At 52.3% G+C, this 19,507-nt stretch carries 19 protein-coding genes, 1 tRNA gene and 1 pseudogene; 10 read left to right on the plus strand and 11 right to left on the minus strand.

Annotation, left to right across the window (positions count from 1 at the left end):
• Positions 1–463 precede the first annotated feature (463 nt).
• Entirely contained in the window at positions 464–727 is a 264-nt protein-coding gene (locus tag RC74_RS00120) for a hypothetical protein (RefSeq protein ID WP_039002556.1), read from the minus strand.
• 151 nt (positions 728–878) lie between these two features.
• Positions 879–964 (minus strand) — tRNA-Leu (locus tag RC74_RS00125).
• Between the two features lie 326 nt (positions 965–1,290).
• On the opposite strand from RC74_RS00125, the gene lipB reads away from it, so the two are divergent.
• The 3 genes and pseudogenes from lipB (at position 1,291) to RC74_RS00140 (ending at position 4,326) form a co-directional block, all read left to right on the plus strand.
• Positions 1,291–1,950: a lipoyl(octanoyl) transferase LipB gene (gene lipB / locus RC74_RS00130; RefSeq protein WP_039002557.1), complete on the plus strand. Its 660-nt coding sequence runs from the start codon at positions 1,291–1,293 to the stop codon at positions 1,948–1,950.
• Positions 1,951–2,077: 127 nt separating this feature from the next.
• Positions 2,078–2,500 (plus strand): c-type cytochrome, encoded by a 423-nt coding sequence (locus RC74_RS00135; protein ID WP_039002558.1) that lies wholly within the window; start codon positions 2,078–2,080, stop codon positions 2,498–2,500.
• Between the two features lie 153 nt (positions 2,501–2,653).
• A pseudogene (locus tag RC74_RS00140) lies at positions 2,654–4,326 on the plus strand (cytochrome c oxidase subunit I).
• Positions 4,327–4,492: 166 nt separating this feature from the next.
• Here RC74_RS00140 and RC74_RS00145 read toward each other — a convergent pair.
• Positions 4,493–4,873 (minus strand): hypothetical protein, encoded by a 381-nt coding sequence (locus tag RC74_RS00145; RefSeq protein WP_039002560.1) that lies wholly within the window; start codon positions 4,871–4,873, stop codon positions 4,493–4,495.
• A 391-nt stretch (positions 4,874–5,264) separates the two neighbouring features.
• Here RC74_RS00145 and RC74_RS00150 point away from each other — a divergent pair, with 391 nt between their 5' ends.
• On the plus strand, positions 5,265–5,732 hold the full coding sequence (locus RC74_RS00150) for a hypothetical protein (RefSeq protein WP_156477390.1): 468 nt from the start codon (positions 5,265–5,267) through the stop codon (positions 5,730–5,732).
• Between the two features lie 113 nt (positions 5,733–5,845).
• On the opposite strand, the gene RC74_RS00155 is transcribed toward RC74_RS00150, so the two are convergent.
• Complete coding sequence (locus RC74_RS00155; protein ID WP_039002563.1) at positions 5,846–6,304, minus strand: GatB/YqeY domain-containing protein; 459 nt, start codon at positions 6,302–6,304, stop codon at positions 5,846–5,848.
• A gap of 195 nt (positions 6,305–6,499) precedes the next feature.
• Between RC74_RS00155 and carA the strand changes: the two genes are divergently transcribed.
• Both carA and RC74_RS00165 read left to right on the plus strand, forming a co-directional pair.
• The gene (carA, locus tag RC74_RS00160) at positions 6,500–7,666 is read left to right on the plus strand and encodes a glutamine-hydrolyzing carbamoyl-phosphate synthase small subunit (protein ID WP_039002564.1); all 1,167 of its coding nucleotides are present in this window, start codon (positions 6,500–6,502) and stop codon (positions 7,664–7,666) included.
• A gap of 80 nt (positions 7,667–7,746) precedes the next feature.
• Positions 7,747–9,660, plus strand: a complete 1,914-nt coding sequence (locus tag RC74_RS00165) for a glycosyltransferase (RefSeq protein ID WP_062628096.1) — start codon at positions 7,747–7,749, stop codon at positions 9,658–9,660.
• A 14-nt stretch (positions 9,661–9,674) separates the two neighbouring features.
• Here RC74_RS00165 and RC74_RS00170 read toward each other — a convergent pair whose 3' ends face one another.
• The gene (locus RC74_RS00170) at positions 9,675–10,322 is read right to left on the minus strand and encodes a GntR family transcriptional regulator (protein WP_039002565.1); all 648 of its coding nucleotides are present in this window, start codon (positions 10,320–10,322) and stop codon (positions 9,675–9,677) included.
• A 92-nt stretch (positions 10,323–10,414) separates the two neighbouring features.
• On the opposite strand from RC74_RS00170, the gene RC74_RS00175 reads away from it, so the two are divergent.
• Complete coding sequence (locus tag RC74_RS00175; RefSeq protein ID WP_417935168.1) at positions 10,415–11,077, plus strand: pyrimidine 5'-nucleotidase; 663 nt, start codon at positions 10,415–10,417, stop codon at positions 11,075–11,077.
• A gap of 41 nt (positions 11,078–11,118) precedes the next feature.
• On the plus strand, positions 11,119–12,318 hold the full coding sequence (locus tag RC74_RS00180) for a UbiH/UbiF family hydroxylase (protein ID WP_039002567.1): 1,200 nt from the start codon (positions 11,119–11,121) through the stop codon (positions 12,316–12,318).
• 1 nt (position 12,319) lies between these two features.
• Here the strand turns inward: RC74_RS00180 and RC74_RS00185 are convergent, their stop codons facing one another.
• Together RC74_RS00185 and RC74_RS00190 are read right to left on the minus strand one after the other, a co-directional pair.
• Positions 12,320–12,778: an Lrp/AsnC family transcriptional regulator gene (locus tag RC74_RS00185; protein ID WP_039002568.1), complete on the minus strand. Its 459-nt coding sequence runs from the start codon at positions 12,776–12,778 to the stop codon at positions 12,320–12,322.
• Positions 12,775–13,233: an Lrp/AsnC family transcriptional regulator gene (locus tag RC74_RS00190; protein ID WP_039002569.1), complete on the minus strand. Its 459-nt coding sequence runs from the start codon at positions 13,231–13,233 to the stop codon at positions 12,775–12,777. Before RC74_RS00190 ends, RC74_RS00185 begins: the two co-directional genes overlap by 4 nt.
• A gap of 138 nt (positions 13,234–13,371) precedes the next feature.
• On the opposite strand from RC74_RS00190, the gene ilvC reads away from it, so the two are divergent.
• Both ilvC and RC74_RS00200 read left to right on the plus strand, forming a co-directional pair.
• Positions 13,372–14,394 carry a ketol-acid reductoisomerase gene (gene ilvC / locus RC74_RS00195; protein WP_039002570.1) on the plus strand — a complete coding sequence of 341 codons (1,023 nt, stop codon included), beginning with the start codon at positions 13,372–13,374 and terminating at the stop codon, positions 14,392–14,394.
• 63 nt (positions 14,395–14,457) lie between these two features.
• Entirely contained in the window at positions 14,458–15,357 is a 900-nt protein-coding gene (locus RC74_RS00200; protein WP_039002571.1) for a DMT family transporter, read from the plus strand.
• On the opposite strand, the gene glmM is transcribed toward RC74_RS00200, so the two are convergent.
• The 4 genes from glmM to RC74_RS00220 all read right to left on the minus strand — a co-directional run bounded on the left by glmM (position 15,354) and on the right by RC74_RS00220 (position 19,357).
• Positions 15,354–16,694, minus strand: coding sequence for a phosphoglucosamine mutase (gene glmM / locus RC74_RS00205; RefSeq protein ID WP_039002572.1), 1,341 nt, complete (start codon positions 16,692–16,694; stop codon positions 15,354–15,356). The genes RC74_RS00200 and glmM overlap by 4 nt on opposite strands.
• Positions 16,695–16,709: 15 nt before the next feature.
• Entirely contained in the window at positions 16,710–17,705 is a 996-nt protein-coding gene (gene folP, locus RC74_RS00210; protein WP_039002573.1) for a dihydropteroate synthase, read from the minus strand.
• Complete coding sequence (locus tag RC74_RS00215; RefSeq protein ID WP_039002574.1) at positions 17,702–18,586, minus strand: dihydroneopterin aldolase; 885 nt, start codon at positions 18,584–18,586, stop codon at positions 17,702–17,704. The genes folP and RC74_RS00215 overlap by 4 nt, the downstream gene beginning before the upstream one ends.
• An 87-nt stretch (positions 18,587–18,673) precedes the next feature.
• Positions 18,674–19,357, minus strand: coding sequence for a cell wall hydrolase (locus RC74_RS00220; protein WP_236940098.1), 684 nt, complete (start codon positions 19,355–19,357; stop codon positions 18,674–18,676).
• Positions 19,358–19,507 lie beyond the last annotated feature (150 nt).

Genomic DNA, 19,507 nt, shown 5'->3' on the forward strand with positions numbered 1-19,507 from the left:
GGCAGTTAACGCGCAAAAGGCAAGTGATTCATTTTATGTTGTACACAATACGGCAGGGATGAAAAGGAATGCTAGGGACCAACGAGCATTCCGATAATATTCACAGGCGACAAGTCGCGCGCGAAGCAATACTCACCCCTCGCGAAACCGCGTCGCAGACTCTAGGCAAAGCACCCATACAACCAGAAAAACTGCCCCATTCCATATAAGCGCTCTGTACTAAAAGACGTTTAAGTGCCTCATTCGAGGTCGCCCCCACCGCCGATCATGCTTTTTTGAGCAGTCGGAGTTCGAACGTTTGCTCTGCGACGACCTCTTTTAGGTCACGCGCTTCTCGGCGCAAATTCTTGAAAGACTTTTCCGTGCTCCAGTTGTTTGTCTCATATTCCACTCCATGGTGGTTAGAATGAGACAAAAACTCTCTCTTATCAAATTACCCTATTTGGTCCCATAGGCGCTGACGTCAGACACTGGCAATCTTTTCCAGACGCAGCTGCTCCCACTTCGCACCCCGCTTTGACGGCGAGACTTCCCGCGCATAGCGCAGCAACGCATCGCGCATGGTCTCGGTCGATCCCGAAACCTCTCCTTCTCGAATCAAGAACTCTTGGCGCGCGACCCAGTCTTTGGCATCAACCCGCTTCTCAAATGACTTTGATTTTCGTATACCTTGCATGGCGACTTGCGCCTGCCATTTGCCGGTTTGCAGCTTTTTAAAAGACGCCATTTCAAATTCTCCCGCTCGGAAAATTCGTAATTCGTTCGTAGTGACATGTCAATTTTAATGGTTTTTAGCGCATTTCAGTACGAAACGCCCACCATAAACCCCTGTATAACCTTATATAAATAAGGGATATCACTGTTTAAGGGGAAAATATTGGTGCGGTCGAGAAGACTCGAACTTCCACGGGTGTTACCCCACAGCGACCTCAACGCTGCGCGTCTACCATTCCGCCACGACCGCACGTGATATTCTGGTAGTCTGGGGCGGGGTATAGCCAAGGGATTCGGGGATGTGAAGTAGGAAAACGCGCCAATAGTCAGAAAACTTCCACCTCTGCCTCCTCCTCTGCCCAAATCCCTTAAAAATGGGGGCGATGCAAAGCCTCCCCTGCTCGCACGACCCCAAAAACCAAGCCATCGCCCCCAGAATTCGAACCATTGCACTCTTGCGCGTTTCCATGGGAAACCTTTAACCAGAGGCAACGCGGCTTTGTCCGTCGGAAACCATACCTTTTCTGACCACGCGAACGGCTGGAAAAAGCAGAAAACGCATATGAGGAGACTTCGGTGGTTGAATGGATTCTATCTGAGGGTCTCACGGAGTATGAGGCGGCCGTAACCTTCATGGAGCAACGCGCCGACGCGATTGCCCGTGGCGAGGCCGAGGAAGCCATTTGGCTGGTCGAACACCCGCCCCTCTATACGGCAGGCACCAGCGCAAAACGCGAAGACCTCACCGATCCCGACCGTTTCCCCGTTCATGAGAGCAAACGTGGCGGTCAATATACCTACCACGGCCCTGGCCAACGGGTGGCCTACGCGATGCTTGATGTTGGCAAACGCGGCCATGACGTGCGCGCCTTTGTCAATCAACTCGAAGCATGGGTGATTGCCACCTTGGCGGAATTCAACGTCACCGGCGAGCGCCGCGCGGGACGAGTCGGGGTCTGGGTCACGCGCCCTGATCGCCCCCTCAATGTCGACGGCTCCCTCCAAGAAGACAAAATAGCCGCTATTGGCGTGCGCCTGCGCAAATGGGTCAGCTTTCACGGCATCTCGATCAACGTTGAACCCGACCTGTCGCATTTTGACGGCATTGTCCCCTGTGGCATACGTGAACACGGGGTCACAAGCCTCGTAGATTTAGGGCTGCCCGTCGAAATGGGCGATGTCGATGTGGCTCTCAAGCGCTGTTTTGAGCGGTGCGTCGCGCCCTACGAAGCCTAAGGCCGCCCTGTTCGTCGAAATAAAACAGCAAAATGGTCGCAGAAAGGCTTTTACCCTTTAATTCGGCGTCGATTCCCTATGATATGCGGGCACAGCGCGAACACTTAACTCACTAAAGAGGTTCCTAATGACAAAATTTCATATTTTGGCCGCGATCGCATCCCTCGCAATCGCATCCCCTGCGTTTGCTGAAGGCGATATCGAGAAAGGCGAGAAAACATTCAAGCAGTGTAAGTCTTGCCATATGATCGCAAATGGCGATGAAGTACTCCTCAAAGGCGGCAAAACGGGTCCAAACCTTTATGGTATCGTCGGTCGTGTTATGGGGTCCGAAGAAGATTTCAAATATGGTTCCGGCCTTATTACAGCAAATGAAGCGGGCATCGTCTGGGACGAAGAAGCCGTCGCTGAGTATGTTGGAAACCCAAAAGACTACCTCCAAGAGGTCACAGGCGATTCGGGCGCAAAAACAAAAATGACCTTTAAATTGAAAAAGGGCGGCGAAGATGTTGCGGCCTTCCTTGCAACAATGGGCCCCGCATCGGAATAAATTCCGTATTTCGTCGGAAACGATGAAAAAAAAGTGCGTCGGGACGTCTAGATGATTGCCCACAAAACAGAAGCGCTCTAAGACATGAGCGGAACACGTCGCGCAGGGCCTGCCCCTGCGCGTCCAATTTATAAAAGCACTGGGAGGCAGGACATGGCCGACGCAGCTATGACTAGCGACGAACACCACGACGAGCGGAGTTTCTTTACCCGCTGGTTTATGTCTACAAATCACAAAGATATCGGACTACTGTATCTTTTCGTCGCCGCGGCGGTCGGGTTCATATCGGTGTCCTTCACCGTCTATATGCGCCTAGAGCTCATGAACCCAGGTGTTCAGTATATGTGTCTCGAAGGCGCACGTCTGTTCGCGGATTCATCTGAACTCTGTACGCCAAACGGGCACCTCTGGAACGTTTTGATCACCTACCATGGTGTCTTGATGATGTTCTTCGTGGTTATTCCCGCCCTTTTCGGTGGTTTTGGTAACTACTTCATGCCGCTGCAAATCGGCGCGCCCGATATGGCGTTCCCGCGTTTGAACAACCTCTCCTTCTGGCTTTATGTCACGGGCGTCTGCCTTGGTATTGCCTCGCTGTTTGCCCCGGGTGGCAACGGACAAAGCGGTTCTGGTGTTGGCTGGGTGCTTTACCCACCGCTTTCCACCTCCGAGGGCGGCTTCTCGATGGATCTGGCGATTTTCGCGATCCACGTTTCGGGCGCAAGCTCGATCCTTGGCGCGATCAACATGATCACCACCTTCCTCAATATGCGTACCCCCGGCATGACAATGCACAAAGTGCCGCTCTTTGCGTGGTCGATCTTTGTCACTGCATGGCTGATCCTTCTGTCCCTGCCCGTCTTGGCTGGCGCGATCACCATGTTGCTCACCGACCGGAATTTCGGCACCACCTTCTTCCAACCTGAAGGCGGCGGCGATCCCATCCTGTACCAACACATCCTTTGGTTCTTTGGGCACCCAGAAGTGTATATCATCATCGTTCCCGGTTTTGGTCTCGTCTCCCACATCATCGCAACCTTCTCCAAGAAACCGATCTTTGGTTACTTGCCAATGGTCTATGCGATGGTTGGTATCGGGGTTCTGGGCTTCGTTGTCTGGGCACACCACATGTACACCGTCGGCCTGTCCCTCTCGCAACAAAGCTACTTCATGATGGCGACAATGGTGATCGCGGTGCCAACCGGCATCAAGATCTTCTCGTGGATTGCCACCATGTGGGGCGGCTCGATCGAGTTCAAAACCCCCATGCTTTGGGCGCTCGGCTTCCTGTTCCTCTTCACCGTTGGTGGCGTAACGGGCATCGTTCTTTCCCAAGCGGGCGTCGACCGTGCCTATCATGACACCTACTATGTTGTGGCCCACTTCCACTATGTGATGAGCCTTGGGGCCGTGTTCTGTATCTTCGCGGGCATCTACTTTTACTTCGGTAAAATGTCGGGCCGTGAGTATCCTGAATGGGCTGGCAAACTGCACTTCTGGGCGATGTTTATCGGCGCAAACCTGACCTTCTTCCCACAGCACTTCTTGGGTCGTCAGGGCATGCCACGTCGCTACATCGACTATCCTGAAGCCTTCGCTTACTGGAACAAAATCAGCTCCTACGGCGCGTTCCTTTCCTTCGCTTCGTTCATCTTCTTTATCGGCATCATGGTCTACTCGCTGCGTTACGGTAAAAAAATCACGGTGAACAACTACTGGAATGAATACGCCGACACTCTGGAATGGACCCTTCCTTGCCCCCCCCAGAGCACACATTCGAGCAACTGGTTGATCAAAGCGTCTGGGACAAACCCCACTCACACTAAGAGTGCCGATCCCATAATAAAAAGGCCCCACCATTCACTTGGCGGGGCCTTTTTTGTTGTCAAATTTTGATTCTGTCGCTGGATACCGTCAAACAAAGGCGCTCTTTTCGCGCGTTCCGGTAACGTCTTGAAGGTTTTGAATTCAAGATTCCTTCACCATGGAAAGTTATCTTTTTATTTGGCCTTCCAAGCGCGTACCGTCATTCGTAATCAAAATAAGGCGTCTATCGTTGACAACAAAGAGATCGAATCGCGGGTTTACTGTATTGATGCAGCGCGTGCCATCTTCATAATACTTGTAGCTGGGCGCTCTGAGTTCGCCCGCCGAGGTACTAAAAACATATGTTCCATTATTGTTATAATACTCGGTGCCTTCGCGACCATATTTGACCGAGTTACCCGCAAGTATCTTTTGCAAATACTCTGCGTTAACATGCTGATCCCCATCGTGGGTATTCCAAACGGTCTCTGGCGGAGAAGTAGGACAAGAGGCAAAAGCACTCTGTGCGGCAATGGTCGCGGCAAATAAATAGACTGCAAATTTCATTTCAATCTCCTTATGTTTTCCTTATTCTGTTACTTTTATGATTTTGAGACGCATACAGGACATTAGAAGAGCACGGCAACATTTGTTCTGTCAACAACCCAGAAATTCGCCTCGGTCGCCTTTTGAACCCAATTTCCCCGCGCGCTCGCGACATTCCCAACCTGTCAAAGTCGTTGTTGGCCCTGTCGTCCTGTGGATCGGTGGGTGCAAAATTTCCTTTGCGTGCGACCCAACCTAACTCCAAACGCGGGCCTTCCCCCCTCTCGCAATAACCTCACATTAACCTAAGGGATGTGATGATGGCGTCCACGGCAAGAGGGTCGTGCGCCCCACTAAAGGAATACCTTTGTTCGTCTCGGCCAATTGGAGGTTCATTCTGAAAACCGGCGCCTTGAGCCTACTGCTCATGGCGGCCTGCTCTGGCGGGCCAAACGATGTTCCCGGTTCGGGTCCCCTCGCCAATGAAATTCAGGTCGCGCGGATGCTTTCCGGTAACAGCTTTGACACCCATGCCAACGGCCAAATCTATCAGGCCCGAAACGGCGGCCTTCTGTCGTTCAGCCACCATCCAGAGGGACCGCGCGTGTGCAAAGGGGTCTGGAAAGTCGACGGTGCCGAGGAGATCAACGTCCTCACCTGCAAATGGATGTGGAACGGCCAGCTCTATTCCCAAAAAGAAAAGGTTGTCCGCTATCAGTATCATATTGGTTCGGTCTACGGCTTAGACATGCTCGATGAAGTTGGCGAATTTGTCGCCTTCCTTCCCTATAAATACGGCACCACCTATGGCTCCACCAAGTACAGAGGTTTTCCCCGTTGGGAGGAGTACAAAAAGCTGAGCCAACAGCTCGGCCTTTAGCGGATTCATCTTCCCCGCGAACGCAAAAGGCAGGGCCAAAATCAAGCCCTGCCTTTTTAAGAAACGCGCATATGAAAAACATATGCAAATCATATGGAAAACTTACGGCTGTTTTAGCCTAGTCTGTCCTTGACCAGCGGTCCAACCCGTCCGAAGTCCATTTGCCCAGTATACTTGGATTTCAGCACGCCCATGACCTTGCCCATGTCACGAATAGACTCAGCCCCGACCGATTTGATCGCGTCCACAACAGCGGCTTCGCTCTCATCCGCATCAAGTTGACGCGGCAGAAATTCTTCAATAACTACAATCTCTTGCAGCTCTTTCTCCGCCAATTCAAGACGACCACCTTCTTCATAGGCGCGCGCACTTTCCTGACGCTGTTTGACCATTTTTCCCAGGATTCCGAGAATTTCATCTCCCGCCACCCCAGAATCGTCGCCCTCACCGCGCAAAGCGATGTCACGATCTTTAATTGCAGCGTTGATAAGACGTAGCGTGGAAAGCCGAGCCGCTTCCTTTGCTTTCATCGCCTCTTTCATCGCCGTCGTAATTCTTGTTCTCATGTCCATCGGTTTCCATCCCCTGGTTTCCGAAAAGTTAAGACCTAGGACAATACTCTGTGATCTCTAAGCTTTCAACCTCCGTCTATATTGGTAACATATTGAATATTAACACTAATCTATTTTCTTTTGCCCCCTTGACCCTGTTGCCGTCCGCCATTAGTTTCCGACAAGTTTGCGCCCGATTTGCCTAAGGAGTCGCCCATGTCTGCCGCCACATCGTTTAAACCTTCCGCTTCACCACATCCCACCGCCTGCCTTGCGCTTGCGGATGGCACCCTGTTTTACGGCTATGGGTTTGGAGCCGAGGGCACCGAGATCGCAGAGCTTTGCTTTAATACAGCCATGACCGGTTATCAGGAAATCATGACCGACCCCTCCTATGCGGGCCAAATCGTCACCTTCACCTTCCCCCATATTGGCAACACCGGCGTCACCCCCGAAGACGACGAAACTGCCGATCCTTTTGCCTCCGGAATGGTGGTCAAATGGGACCCCACCGACGCCAGCAATTGGCGCGCAACCGAAGAATTGACCGTCTGGCTCAAACGGCGCGGACGCATCGGAATTGGTGGCCTTGATACACGCCGCCTCACCCGCGCAATCCGCCAACAAGGCGCGCCGCATGTGGCTCTTTCCTATTCTGAGGGCGGCGTTTTTGATATCGCCGATCTCGTAGAAAAAGCGCGCTCGTTCAAAGGTTTAGAAGGCCTCGACCTCGCCAAAGAAGTGACCTGCGCGCAGTCCTATACCTGGGATGAGCAACGCTGGGTTTGGCCTGACGGATACTCAAAAACCACGAAGCCCGGCCACAAAGTCGTTGCGATTGACTTCGGCGCCAAGCGCAACATTCTACGCTGCCTCGCCTCCGCTGGCTGCGACGTCACAGTGCTTCCCGCCACCGCGACCGCCGAAGAAATCTTGGCCCACGCCCCCGAAGGTGTGTTCCTTTCAAACGGTCCCGGTGATCCCGCGGCAACGGGCGTCTATGCCGTGCCAATGATCCAAGGTATTCTCAAGGCCGACATTCCCGTTTTCGGTATTTGCCTTGGCCACCAAATGCTTGCTTTGGCCTTGGGAGCAAAAACAGTCAAAATGAGCCACGGCCACCACGGTGCAAACCACCCTGTTAAAGATAAAGACACCGGAAAAGTTGAAATAACGTCAATGAACCACGGATTTGCGGTCGATTCTCAATCCCTTCCCAAAGGCGTCGTTGAGACCCATATTTCCCTTTTTGACGGTTCCAATTGCGGCCTTCGAGTCGACGGAAAACCGGTATTTTCGGTCCAATACCACCCCGAAGCCTCTCCCGGCCCTCAAGACAGCTATTACCTCTTTGAGCGTTTTGTAAAAGCGATGGAAAAGTAGCACTCTTTACGCGTCGGTTAATCGCACATTAACCATTCCCAGTAAATGTAGGCGTGCCCTCATAGGACGTCGCCTGCACCATGCAACTGACCCAACTTCGTACTGTGCGACCGTTCGCTACGGTTGCTCCACATCAGCCAGGAGCCGAGCGTGGACGGACTCCTATTGGCCAAATCCTCGTGCAAAACGGCGCTCTTTCGCCCGGTGACCTCGTGAAAGCGCTGGCACTGCAGGCACGGCAAGAAGTCCAAATAGGCGATATTTTGATCGCCCACGACCTCGTGACTGACCAAGACCTTTATCGCGGACTCTCAAAGCAATGGGGGGCGCAGTTCGTAGATTTAAACTTTGAGCAGCCGGACGCCCGCCTTATTGACGCCATTGGCGCAAAAGTATGCCTAAAAGGGCGTTTCTTGCCTTGGAAACAGGTCGGGATCGTAACGATTATCTGCACTGCCCGCCCTGCAGAATTTGCAGAAGTGCTTCGCAACCTCCCTGAGAATTTTGGTCCTGTACGTATGGCAATCGCCTCAGAGACCCAAGTTTTTAGTGCCCTAGAGCGGGTTCGGCAAACCTACTTAACGCATAGTGCTGAGACCTGCGTTCGCGAAGAAGAGAGTTGCCGCAACTGGCATACTCCGCAGAAAAAACGGTTCGCGATCTCCCTTATTCTCTTTATAATTATGGGAATATTGTTAGTTCCGAAATTCGTTATTTCCTTCTTTTTTGGTTGGGCAGTTCTTATTTTGATCGCGAGTTCCGCCCTAAAATTCGCAGCAGCGGCAACCCAAGTCTCAAATTTCAGAAAAAAGGAAACGTCAGGGTTTCGACACCATAAATCTCCGTCAATTGCGCGCCTTCCCGTGGTGTCCATCATGGTCCCTCTTTACAAAGAGCGAAAAGTTGCAAGCCAGCTTATCCGACGCCTTTCCAAACTGTCCTACCCAAAGGAATTGTTGGACATTTGCCTCGTCGTAGAGGCCGATGACCATACGACGACACAGGCCCTCGCCGAGGCCGATTTGCCCAAATGGGCCCGTGTGGTGACCGTGCCAACTGGGGCGGTAAGGACCAAACCACGGGCCTTGAATTATGCGTTGGATTTCTGCCGAGGGACAATCATCGGAGTGTATGACGCCGAAGACGCCCCTGAGGAAGGCCAGATCCATGCAGTGGTTCGACGTTTTCATGAACGTGGACAAGACGTTGCTTGCCTGCAAGGCGTTTTAGACTTTTACAATGCGCAAACGAACTGGCTGGCGCGATGCTTTACCGTCGAATATGCGACATGGTTTCGCGTGATTCTGCCGGGGCTTGAAAAAATTGGCTTTGCTATTCCCCTTGGCGGCACAACGCTTTTTTTTCGGCGCGAAGCGCTTGAAAAACTTGGGGGTTGGGACGCACATAATGTCACTGAGAATGCAGACCTCGGAATTCGCCTTGCGCGGCACGGATATCGAACGGAAGTTCTCCCAACAGTTACCTATGAGGAAGCGAATTGCCGCTACTGGCCGTGGATTAAGCAACGTTCTCGGTGGCTTAAAGGCTATGCAATCACGTGGACGGTCCATATGCGTAACCCTGCGAAACTTCTAAAGGACTTGGGACCATGGCGCTTTCTTGGCGTCCAACTCCTGTTTCTAGGTACCCTCAGCCAGTATATTTTGGCCCCTCTCTTATGGTCTTTTTGGCTCGTCCCTTTCATTGATCATCACCCGATTAAAATGATCCTTCCTAGTCACGCGATAATTGCGCTCGGGATCATTTTTTTCCTATCTGAGATCCTATCAATTTCTGTTGGAATGATGGCGGTTTCGGGCCCACGACACAGACATCTTCTGTGGTGGGTTCCGACGCTTCACTTTTATTTTCCGCTAGGAGCTTTAGCGTCTTACAAAGGCATCTTTGAACTTATTGTACGCCCATTCTATTGGGATAAAACAGAGCATGGCCTTTACGCGGAAAAGGTAGTGGAATCGTCAAATAGAGTTTGAAATAAGCGCCATAATTAAATTCGGACACTCAAGGCATCAAGTTTGAGACGCGTTTCAAAGGCCTTTGAAATATGGTTTTTTAGCGCCAAATGTGCGGCTTCACCGTCCCGTTTTTCCAGCGCTGCGACAATGGCTTCATGCTCATTGAGCGCCGTTTCGCCCCGTCCTTTGACCGCCAAAGAGGTGGTCGCAAGGAGAGCCATCGTACGATGCACCAAATCCAACTGCTGAACTAGGTAGCGATTGTGCGAAGCGAGGTGAATTTGCTTGTGAAATCTTCTGTTGGCCAACGACAGTGCTTCCGGATCGCTTAAAAAACCGCGATCCTCTTCAACCATTTCGCGTAAAACACGGATTTCCTCTGGCGCGGCATGGCGTGCAGCTAAACGGGCCGCGAGCCCTTCAAGCTCGGTCCGCACCACATATAATTCCGCTAACTGATTGTGATCAAGGGAAGCCACAATCAAACTGCGACCATCGCGGGTTAAAAGGGATTGTGTTTCAAGCCGTTGAAGGGCCTCTCGAATGGGCGTGCGGGAAACGCCAAACTGCTCAGCCAATTCGCTCTCAACCAATCGATCCCCCGGCCGATAAATTCCGACGTCGATTGCGCTTAAAACCAACGCATACGCATCTTTTTGACCGTTCTTGTGCTCACTCATGTGCTTCCCCTCGCGTATCCGCACCCTACTCCCGTGCGGCATTCGCGATCAACCCCGTTGCTGCTTCAATCACAACTCCCTACAATGCGTTTATGCAAAAACAAACTAAAACTCCAATGCCCGCATTTTCCCACATCAAACATTGGGTATTTGACCTTGACAATACGCTATATCCACCTTCGGACCGCCTGTTTGACCAAATCGAGGTGCGCATGACCGATTTCGTCATGACCGCTCTCAATGTAGATGAAAAACAGGCCAATTATCTGCGCCAGCACTATTGGCAGAAATACGGAACAACCTTGACCGGATTAATGGATGAGCATGGCGTCGATCCAGCCCCCTATTTAACTCATGTCCATGATATCTCAATGTCGCATATGCGCCCTGCCCCCGCGTTAGCAGAGCGGATTTCAGCGCTCCCCGGACGTAAAATTGTCTATACAAATGGCACGGCGCCCTATGCCGAACGGGTTCTAAGGGCGCGGGGCCTTGATGGCATTTTTGATGCAATTTACGGTGTGGAGCATGCAAATTTCCGCCCCAAACCCGAGCGCGCGGCATTTGAAACCATATTTTCAAAGGACGGAACCATTCCCTCATCCGCAGCAATGTTTGAGGATGATACCCGCAACCTCATTGCGCCACATGCCATGGGAATGCGCACGATTCACGTGGCCCCCGAGCAATCGCGCCAAGATCACATTCATTATCATACCTCCGACCTAACGACTTTTCTGTCGCAGTTGGTCTAGGAGGGGTTTTCGAGCGCCCTCTTGCAGCTTACATCTAAGGCATGAATAGATCCCACACAGATATTTTAGTTTCGGGCGGCGGAATTGCCGGTCTTACGGCCGCGGCGGCGTTTGGAGCGGCGGGTTTTTCCGTCATCTGTGTTGACCCGACCCCGCCGATAACTGAATCGTCTAACCCACAAGCAGACCGACGCACGACGGCGTTTTTGCAACCGGCTCGCCAGACGTTGATCGATGTGGGCCTTTGGGATTCGCTCGCGCCCTATGCGGCCCCTTTGCAAACGATGCGCATCGTCGATGCGGGTGGCGAATTGCCAGAAGCGCGCCTTATCAAAGACTTCAACGCCAGCGATATCAGTGACTTACCTTTCGGCTGGAACCTACCAAATTGGCTTCTGCGACGCGAAATTTTGGCGAAAATTGAAACGCTTGCGAATGTAACCTTTCGCGCAGGGATTGGAACCCAAGATGTTGTAACCCGCGAAACATCCGCCATCGTTCGCCTGACGGATGGGGCGTCTATTTCGACCAAGCTCCTTATCGCGGCGGATGGACGAAATTCAAATGTGCGCGCGGCGTTGGATATCCCTGTAAAAACAATTCGTTACGGTCAAAAGGCGCTCGTTTTTTCCGTTTCGCATGCACCTTCGCACGAAAATGTTTCGACCGAAGTACACAGAAGCGGAGGCCCCTTTACCCTCGTGCCCCTCCCCGATCACGATGGAAAACACTTTTCCGCTGTTGTTTGGATGGAAAAAGCCGCGAAGATCGACAGCCTTGCAACCCTATCAATAGAGGTGTTCGAAGAGAAAATCACCTTGAGATCAGCAGGTATTCTCGGCCCTCTCACCCTTGAAAGCCAGCGCAGCAGTTGGCCGATCATCAGCCAAATCGCCGCCACAATGTATGGCCAACGCACGGCGCTGATGGCCGAGGCAGCCCACGTTGTTCCACCGATTGGTGCACAGGGCTTAAACATGAGTTTAGGCGACTTACGCGTCCTCCTCGACCTCGCGACATCCGATCCAGCGACCCTTGGGACCCCGAAAATGCTCGAAAAATATAACAGGTTGCGCCATAGGGAAGCCCAAATACGCGTCACGGGCGTCGATCTACTCAACCGCGCCTCAATGGTTGGTGCGCAGGGATTACGTGACTTACGGGCCGGCGCTTTGAACACGTTTTATTCGGTCGCGCCCATTCGGAAAACCCTTATGAAAGCTGGCCTGGGCATGCGTTAAGCTAACCAATCGGCCCAGGACATCGTTCTTCACTTAAGAGGACATTGGCCTCAACATTGCCAATTCCCGGAAGGGTCATCACGCGCCGTCGTAAAACACGCTCAAAATCGGCAAGGTCGCGGGCCACGACCCGCAAGCGATAATCATACATTCCCAACACGTGGTGCACGGCCTGAACTTCAGGAATCGCCGTGACCGCGCGTTCAAAATCCTCAAGACTAACCCGTCCCTTGGTGGCCAGTTTTACCCCCAAAAACACCGTTACTCCAAATCCCAGCGCTTCTCGATTCAGCACAAGCCGACGTCCGACAATAATTTTGGCGTCTTCTAGACGTTTAATCCGGCGCCATGTGGCGGGTTGGGACAGGCCGAACCGTTTTCCCAAGGCCCCAGCGGATTGACTGGCATCCTTCGCCAAAGCGCGCAGTAAGCTACGATCGATTTCATCAAGGTCAATCATAGGGGCAAATCCTCCGACATCTTAATCGCAGCGACCTGCATAAGCGCCTCAATATCCGCAATATGTGGCAGGGTCAGGATACGCGTTTTGTATATTTCCTGATAATGCGCCATATCACGTGCAAGAACCGCAAGCCTCACGTCGACGCGACCAAGGAAAGTGTGAATTTCCGAAACCTCTGGTATTTTGCGTGCCTCTTCAATGAATTCGTCAAACGCCCGCGACTGAGTTTTGTCCAACGTCACCCGAAGCGACACCTCAACGCTATAACCAAGGGCCGCCCAGTTGATAATGGCCTGAACACCTTGATAAATTCCGGCTTCACGCATTTTTTCAAGCCGCCGAGCACAAGTTCCGGCCGCAAGTCCCGCCCTTTGAGCGAGTTCGGCCATCGGCAAATCAGGTTCGGCCTGCATATGCCGAAGAATTCTGCGTGATATTTCATCGGTAAGCATGAAATTTCCTAAAAACCCAAATTTGGCGAATAGAAAACACCAAACATGAGGACATTTTATTCATTTCGACAAATAATACCATGCGAAATTCGCTATTTTCACCACAACACTACATTGCTTAACAAAAGGAGCACCGACATGCGTGTTTATTACGATCGCGATTGCGACATTAACCTGATCAAAGACAAAAAAGTTGCCATCCTCGGCTATGGTTCGCAAGGCCACGCACATGCGCTCAACCTGCGTGACTCGGGTGCGAAAAACCTCGTTGTTGCCCTGCGTGACGGCTCCCCATCCCAGAAAAAAGCCGAGAGCGAAGGCCTGAAAGTTATGGGAATCGCCGAAGCTGCTGCTTGGTGTGACGTTATCATGTTCACAATGCCCGACGAGCTTCAGGCAGAAACATACAAAAAATACGTGCACGACAACATCAAACCCGGCGCAGCAATTGCATTTGCGCACGGCTTGAATGTTCACTTTGGTCTGATCACTCCCAAAGAAGGCATCGACGTCATCATGATGGCGCCAAAAGGCCCAGGCCATACGGTTCGCGGCGAATACGTTAAAGGCGGCGGCGTTCCTTGCCTCGTTGCTGTTGACAATGACGCGACAGGTAAAGCTCTCGAAATCGGTCTTTCCTATTGTTCCGCAATCGGTGGCGGTCGTTCTGGTGTGATTGAAACCAACTTCCGCGAAGAATGCGAAACCGACCTCTTTGGCGAACAAGCTGTGCTCTGTGGTGGTATCGTTGAGCTAATCCGCATGGGCTTTGAAACCCTTGTTGAAGCTGGCTACGCGCCTGAAATGGCATATTTTGAGTGTCTTCACGAGACAAAACTCATTGTGGACCTGATCTATGAAGGCGGCATTGCCAACATGAACTACTCGATTTCCAATACTGCTGAGTATGGCGAGTATGTTTCTGGCCCACGCGTTCTTCCTTACGCTGAAACCAAAGCGGCGATGAAAGGCATTCTCACAGACATCCAAACTGGTAAGTTTGTACGTGACTTCATGCTTGAAAACGCTGTTGGTCAGCCCTTCTTCAAGGGGACACGTCGCATGAACGATGAGCACCAAATCGAAGAAGTTGGCGCGAAACTTCGTGGCATGATGCCATGGATTTCCGCAGGCAAACTTGTCGACCACGAAAAGAACTAAACCATTTAAATACTTGGGAAAAGGCGCCCATCGCGGCGCCTTTTTTCGTTGAGAGGATGCGCTATGTTTGCCCAAGCAGGACTTAAAAACTGGGGACGAATTCTTCTCCTTGGCGCGCTTTGGGGCGCATCCTTTATGTTCATTGAGTTCGCGATTGCAGGCTTTACTGCTCTCTGGGTCGCGGCCATTCGAATTACCATTGCCGCCAGTGTTCTATGTGTAGTTACTTACGTCGCGGGCACCGGATTGCCAGATACGCGAGGCCCGAATGCACGACACATTTGGCTTTCGGCCTTAGGGCTTGGTGTCTTTGCAAATGCGGTGCCGTTTGCGCTTCTCTCTTGGGGCCAAGGCTATGTTACTTCCGGATTTGCAGGTGTTTCCATGGCTGCAGTTCCTCTGATTGTGTTACCTCTGGCGCATATTTTTGTACCAAGTGATCGACTGACAGTTCGAAAAGCTATTGGATTTTTGATCGGCTTTGCAGGTGTTGCGCTGCTTGTTGGAAAGGACGCATTTGTCTCGTCGGGAACCCAAATAGAAAGTGTTGGGCGGCTGGCATGCTTCCTCGCCGCCGCGTCCTATGCGTGTAGCTCGATTATCACGCGGCGCGCCCCACCCGTTTCGCACAAGAGCTTTAGTGCCGCGGCGCTTTTGATGGCGTCGGTTGTCAGCGTGGGTTTGGCGCTTTGGTTTGACGGGGTACCGACTGAGTTCCCCATCGGTCCTGTCCTCGCAACTCTATATTTGGGGCTCTTCCCGACGGCCTTGGCCACCCTCCTCCTCGTTTCCGTCATTCGCGAGGCGGGGCCGTCATTTCTCGGCCTCTCAAATTATCAAGTCCCGATTTGGTCGGTTGTTTTCGGCGTCACATTGCTAGGTGAAACAATGCCCCCACAACTGTTACCAGCTCTGGGGCTTATCCTATTTGGTGTCGCCGTTAGCCAAAAATGGCGCGCCTAGCAGACGGATTCAATCACCCCGACGATTTCGTCGACAACATTGGTCAGCCTCGAGAGATCTTCGTCCTCGCCCATAACACGAATAAGAGGCTCAGTGCCAGATTTACGGATAACAAGACGGCCTGTTTTTGCCAGTTTGGCTTCACCATCAGCAATCACTAATGCAACTTTTTCAAGTGATAATGGGTCAATATTACCTTTGTATTTGACGTTTTTCAACATTTGCGGCACGGAAGTGAAGTTTTGCGTCAGGGTACTCGCCTTGTCTCCAGACTGCGCCATCTCTGCCATAAACTGAAGACCAGCGATCAACCCATCACCGGTGGTGGCATAGTCTGTCATCACAATGTGCCCCGACTGCTCTCCGCCCAGATTAAAGCCCCCTGCGCGCATCGCCTCAACGACATAGCGGTCACCGACATTCGTGCGCAGAAGGTTTATGCCCCGTGCAGAAAGAAAGCGTTCCAGCCCCAAATTAGACATGACTGTCGACACCAACGTCGCCCCGGAAAGACGTCCGTCGAGCGCCCATCGGTCAGCCAGCAAAGCCATAATCTGATCGCCGTCAGCGACCTTCCCGTTCTCATCGATGATCATAATTCGATCGGCATCACCGTCCAAACATATGCCCAAATCGGCACCGTGTTGTACCACCGCTTGCGCGGCGGTTTCAGTATGCGTTGAACCACATTTATCGTTAATATTGAATCCGTTAGGAGAAACACCGATGGGAATTACTTCCGCTCCGAGCTCCCAAAGCACTTCGGGTGCTGCGCGATAGGCCGCGCCATTGGCACAATCCACAACGACCTTCAGACCAGAGAGTCTTCCGCGGGATGGGAATGTTGTTTTTGCATACTCAATATAGCGGCCCAAGCCATCTTCGACACGACGCGCACGGCCAATATTTTCTGGCTTTGCGGGGGCAATTTCGCCTTTAAGTATCTTTTCAATCTGGTTTTGCGCACCATCAGAAAGTTTAAAACCATCGGGCCCAAAAAACTTAATCCCATTGTCTTGGTGCGGATTGTGGCTTGCTGAAATCATGATGCCGATATCAGCCCGCATTGAGCGGGTCAAAAAGCCTACAGCGGGCGTGGGAACCGGCCCCAAAAGAAGGACATTCATTCCCGTACTCGTCAAGCCCGCCGTCAGGGCGTTTTCGAGCATGTATCCCGAAAGCCGTGTGTCCTTGCCGATCACAACGCGATGGCGATTTTGGCCGTCTGTTCGAAAGTACCGACCGGCCGCCGCACCCAATTTCAGCGCCACTTCTGCTGTCATCGGGTAGGAGTTTGCCTGACCACGCACACCGTCCGTTCCAAATAAATCGCCCATAAGTCACCTTTTACATTAGATTTTTTGTGCGAGCCGTATGGCTTGCTTTGTTTCTTTTGTATCATGGACGCGCAAAATCTGAACCCCCTGTGATACCGCTTTGAGCGCCACAGCAAGTGACCCACCGACACGGAGTTCTGCAATTGGTTCTTGCGTAATATCACCGATGAATTTTTTCCGCGACGCGCCCAACAGAACGGGGCAACCAAGGGAATGGAACAGGCTAATTCCGCGTAAAATCGCAAGGTTATGGCCTTGAGTTTTGCCAAAACCAATACCGGGATCAACAACAATTTGCGCGCGCTCGACACCTGCCTGAACGGCAATTTCAATCCGATGAGCAAGATAGTCGTAAATATCCAGAACTACGTTCTCATAGCGCGGGTCGACTTGCATGTCTTTTGGTTGTCCTTGCGCGTGCATCAAACAAATCGGGGTTTTCGCCTGCGCAGCGACAGTCGCAATCTTGGCGTCAAAACCCATCGCGGACACATCATTCACAAATGTTGCGCCTGCGTGCATGGCCGCCTGCGCGACGTCTGATTTGCGTGTATCAATTGAAATCGCAATATCACTTTGGGCGCGAACGGTCGCAATTACAGGAACCACCCGCGCAATCTCATCGGAAATCGAAACGTCGAGCGCTCCGGGGCGCGTAGATTCCCCGCCAATATCAAGGATGTTGACGCCGTCAGAAATCATTCGCTCTGCCTGCTCAACTGCCGAGGCAGTTGACGCAAATTTGCCTCCGTCAGAAAAACTGTCGGGCGTCACGTTTAAAATGCCCATAATATTGGGGCTCCCCATGTCCAAGGACGCGATATCAGCGCGCGGAGAGGTCATGCGTTGCAGAACGTCATGTGGGGTTTCACGCGCGGGAATGAGGTGCGCAGCGGCCCCCTTTTGTAGGACTTCCACTTGATCAAACCAACACCAACCACCAGCAAGGGCAACGGCGCCTTCTGGCTTTGCTTGGTCGGTTCGCGGAATGGCGCGGTAGTAAACCGTCATGCCAGGTCCAAAAACTGGGTGGGGTCTGTGATTTCAACGCCAATCGGGCAGTCCAATCCGACGACCTGCCCAGCGTGCTGCTTTGCCAGCCAAAAGGCCAGCCTCTCAGCGCCAAAACTCTGGGGCGGATGAGGGCTATCGAGAACTTGCTTCATTGGCGCCCAAACGTTGACACGCCCCTGACCGAACCCCCACTCCATTTCCGTACGGCTCCCAACGACACCGACGTGCTCATTGCGCGATGAGAGGGTCCAAGCCGCGCTGTCCCACGCCAATAACTCCAGCCGTTGGTTGGCAATCTCGTCTTGTGTCGCCGCAAAATCAAGGCACATTTCTGGCAGGAGAAGAACCGGACGGGCATGGGTGTGAAAAATCGAGACCCATTCAGAGAGTGACAAGTGATTTGGAACGGCAACGATCAGCGGAGCCAAACCCGACCAATCCGAACGCGCTTTCCCCACGGTAAGGGCGTCGCGGACGATCTCGACACCAAGCTTCCCTGCGCCACGATCCAGTTTTTCAATGCGTACGAAAACCCGCTGTGCTTGGGGGGCGGCCAAAATCAAAGTGGCAATATCTTCTGCCAATGTTTCAAGAAGATTTACGCGAGAACGCGTGAGAGCACTTGAAATAGCGTCCGTAACACGATCATACGAGAGAATTTTATCGACATCATCATCGAGCGGCTTTTGGACATCCGAAACCTCAACTACGACGTTGAAGGACAACCGCTGTGTGACCGCGCGCTCAACTTCAAAGGCTCCAATTTCAACGGCCACAATGTGATCGCGCAGGGAAATACGATCCAAAACACCCGTAGGGCGCAGCACCGAGGATCGCTCAATTGGATGTAAAAAATGTGCGCTAGGCTCAACTGTCATGTGTAATCCCGATTGTTGTCGGATATGTACAGCGCGACTAGCGAGCAAACCAGTAAAATCATCGTTAACGGCGGATGTGAGCGCAGCTTAGGATTTATTCGTCCCAGCCCCGGGTTGGCGATAGAAATAATGCACACCAATCGCTGCGACGCGAGGGAATTTCTTGGACCACGACGGTTTGACGGCCTTGGTGTGATAATGGGTCGCGCCCTTGGTCAAGGAGCGCGGCACAGCGCCGGACAATAAGGCTGCGGCTATCTTCTGCGTGCTTTTTCGCGCGGAGGCCTCGTTATAGAGTTCCTTTTTCCCATCGCAAGTATAGGTAAATTGGCATTGGTATTTCTTGCCTGTGCCCTGCTTAATCACACCGCAGACAGAATTCGGGTATTTTGCACTTTCGACACGGTTCAAAATAACCTCGGCCACCGCAAATTGCCCTTTAACACTTTCGCCACGCGCCTCAAAATAGAGCGCTTCACTCAAGCACGCCCACTGATCATCGCCCGAAGCGGGCTTTTGGGACGCCAACCAGGATTTGCTATACTCAAAACTTTTGGTTTTTGCTGTTTTCTGACTGCGGCCAATAAAAAACTTGAGAAAGGAGTTGGGATTTTTTTCAGATTGGTGTGTACTGTGTGGAACGGTCTTTGTTCCGGTCACCGTGTCGCTTGCCCAAACGGGACCAGTCATGGCAACGCACAGGACAAGTCCGCGCAATAGAGGGCCGCGAACCGACTTGGTTGCAGCCCTTGGAAGCGTCGTTTTTATCATCTGGAAAAACATATTTTCACCCATTTTCAACCCACATCTGTGGATCAGCAGCCCCCACGGCCCCGACCGGCAGGTGATGTAGGCAAAAAAGGTGGGCTTGTCTACACCTGAATCTTTACTGCGACAAACGTGCGAGAAACCCCCAATTAC

The organism is Falsihalocynthiibacter arcticus (assembly GCF_000812665.2).
Classification (GTDB): domain Bacteria; phylum Pseudomonadota; class Alphaproteobacteria; order Rhodobacterales; family Rhodobacteraceae; genus Falsihalocynthiibacter; species Falsihalocynthiibacter arcticus.

Coding starts and splice junctions, on each gene's coding strand:
- RC74_RS00120 (WP_039002556.1), bottom strand. CDS start 727: ATGGCGTCTTTTAAAAAGCTGCAAACCGGCAAATGGCAGGCGCAAGTC.
- RC74_RS00135 (WP_039002558.1), top strand. CDS start 2,078: ATGACAAAATTTCATATTTTGGCCGCGATCGCATCCCTCGCAATCGCA.
- RC74_RS00145 (WP_039002560.1), bottom strand. CDS start 4,873: ATGAAATTTGCAGTCTATTTATTTGCCGCGACCATTGCCGCACAGAGT.
- RC74_RS00155 (WP_039002563.1), bottom strand. CDS start 6,304: ATGGACATGAGAACAAGAATTACGACGGCGATGAAAGAGGCGATGAAA.
- carA (WP_039002564.1), top strand. CDS start 6,500: ATGTCTGCCGCCACATCGTTTAAACCTTCCGCTTCACCACATCCCACC.
- RC74_RS00165 (WP_062628096.1), top strand. CDS start 7,747: ATGCAACTGACCCAACTTCGTACTGTGCGACCGTTCGCTACGGTTGCT.
- RC74_RS00170 (WP_039002565.1), bottom strand. CDS start 10,322: ATGAGTGAGCACAAGAACGGTCAAAAAGATGCGTATGCGTTGGTTTTA.
- RC74_RS00175 (WP_417935168.1), top strand. CDS start 10,415: ATGCAAAAACAAACTAAAACTCCAATGCCCGCATTTTCCCACATCAAA.
- RC74_RS00180 (WP_039002567.1), top strand. CDS start 11,119: ATGAATAGATCCCACACAGATATTTTAGTTTCGGGCGGCGGAATTGCC.
- RC74_RS00185 (WP_039002568.1), bottom strand. CDS start 12,778: ATGATTGACCTTGATGAAATCGATCGTAGCTTACTGCGCGCTTTGGCG.
- RC74_RS00190 (WP_039002569.1), bottom strand. CDS start 13,233: ATGCTTACCGATGAAATATCACGCAGAATTCTTCGGCATATGCAGGCC.
- ilvC (WP_039002570.1), top strand. CDS start 13,372: ATGCGTGTTTATTACGATCGCGATTGCGACATTAACCTGATCAAAGAC.
- RC74_RS00200 (WP_039002571.1), top strand. CDS start 14,458: ATGTTTGCCCAAGCAGGACTTAAAAACTGGGGACGAATTCTTCTCCTT.
- glmM (WP_039002572.1), bottom strand. CDS start 16,694: ATGGGCGATTTATTTGGAACGGACGGTGTGCGTGGTCAGGCAAACTCC.
- folP (WP_039002573.1), bottom strand. CDS start 17,705: ATGACGGTTTACTACCGCGCCATTCCGCGAACCGACCAAGCAAAGCCA.
- RC74_RS00215 (WP_039002574.1), bottom strand. CDS start 18,586: ATGACAGTTGAGCCTAGCGCACATTTTTTACATCCAATTGAGCGATCC.
- RC74_RS00220 (WP_236940098.1), bottom strand. CDS start 19,357: ATGATAAAAACGACGCTTCCAAGGGCTGCAACCAAGTCGGTTCGCGGC.